This window comes from Actinoplanes sp. NPDC048791 (genome assembly GCF_040650095.1).
Lineage (GTDB): Bacteria > Actinomycetota > Actinomycetes > Mycobacteriales > Micromonosporaceae > Actinoplanes.
On sequence record NZ_JBEZGQ010001563.1, the window covers coordinates 1 to 1,392 of the forward strand.

Below are 1,392 nucleotides of genomic sequence, written 5' to 3' on the forward strand. Positions count from 1 at the left end.
TACCGTCTGACCGCCTCGACGCTCGCCCGCCTGCGCTGCCGCAGGCGGGCGATCAGTCCAGGCCGGGTCGGTCGAGAAGCGCGGTCAGGGTTTCCCGGGCCGTCGCGGCCATCACCGGGTTGGTGTCGACGTAGTACGGCAGGGCCACGATCGCCTGCACGATCGCCCAGCCGATCCCGCGCGCCCAGGTGGCGTCGTCGACGTCCAGCGCCTGCCGGTAGACGTCGCGGGCGCCGGCGGGCAGGAGGTTCCACGCCGGCATCAGGTCGACGGCCGGGTCGCCGACGCAGACCGCCTCCAGGTCGATGACCGCCGCCAGCCGGCCGTCGCGCACGAGCAGGTTGCCCGGCATGAGATCGGCGTGGAGCCAGACGTCGGCCGCGGCGGGTTCGGCGTCGCGGCACCGCGCCCAGATCTCGGCCACCCGTGAGGTGTCGATCAGGTGCGTGCTCTGCGCCAGCGCCCGCTGGACATCGTCGTCCTTGGCGGCCAGCGGGCCGCCCCGGGTAAGGCCGTTCCACGTGCGGCCACCGGTGTCCACGGCGTGCAGCGCGGTGACGAAGCCGGCCAGCTCCCGGGCGAACGTTCCGGGATCGCCGATGGTGTGGTGACTCGCGGTCTCGCCGGGTATCCACCGGTACACCGTCCACCAGCCGTCGTAGCCCGGACCGGGCGCGCCCAGCGCGAGCGGTTCGGGCACCGCAAGGGGCAGGTGCGCGGCCAGCCACTGGGCCTGCTCCTGTTCGTGGGCCAGCTCGTCGCGCCGGTCGGGTGCGACGCTCGGCCGCAACGGGAGGCGGGCGACCAGGTCATCACCGAGGCGGAACAGGGCGTTGACCGTGCCGTGCGAGGTCACCGGCCGCACCGGCCGGTGATGCCATTGCGGGAACCGGGCGGCGACCAGCTCGGCGACCTCGGCGGGGCTGAGGTCGACCTGGTCCGCGTGCATTCTCACGAGCCGCTCCTGATCCTGATTCAGCCGCTGATCGCGGCGGTGATCTGCCGGGTGGTTTCGACGGCCACCCGAGGGTTGGCGGCCGCGTACGACGTGTACGCGTTGAGCCCGGCCGACAGGGCCAAACCCCGTCCCCGCGCCCACCTGGCGTCGTCCACGGCCAGCGCCTCCCGGAACGCCGCCCGGCCGGGCGCCGACAGCAGGCTGAACGCGATGGTCAGATCGCCGGCCGGGTCACCGACGCCGAGCCCGCCGAAGTCGATCACCGCGCTGAGCCGCCCGCCGGAGGTGAGCAGGTTGCCGGTGTGGAAGTCACCGTGGAACCAGACCGGTGAGCGGTCCCAGGCGGGCGCCCGCAGCGCCGCGTCCCACACCGCCGTCATCGCCTCGGCGTCGAACACCGCGGCCACCTCGGCGATCGCGGCCCGCGTCCCGGC

Annotated in this window: 2 protein-coding genes; both read right to left on the reverse strand. The window is 74.1% G+C overall.

The window, feature by feature from the left end; genetic code table 11:
* Positions 1–52: 52 nt before the first annotated feature.
* Complete coding sequence (locus tag AB0C29_RS48495; RefSeq protein WP_360835149.1) at positions 53–949, reverse strand: aminoglycoside phosphotransferase family protein; 897 nt, start codon at positions 947–949, stop codon at positions 53–55.
* 26 nt (positions 950–975) lie between these two features.
* A partial coding sequence (locus AB0C29_RS48500) for a phosphotransferase (RefSeq protein ID WP_360835147.1) occupies positions 976–1,392 on the reverse strand: 417 nt, incomplete at its 5' end.

What these genes read in the sequence shown, in the direction of transcription:
- AB0C29_RS48495 (WP_360835149.1), bottom strand. Translation starts at nt 949, where the DNA reads ATGCACGCGGACCAGGTCGACCTCAGCCCCGCCGAGGTCGCCGAGCTG.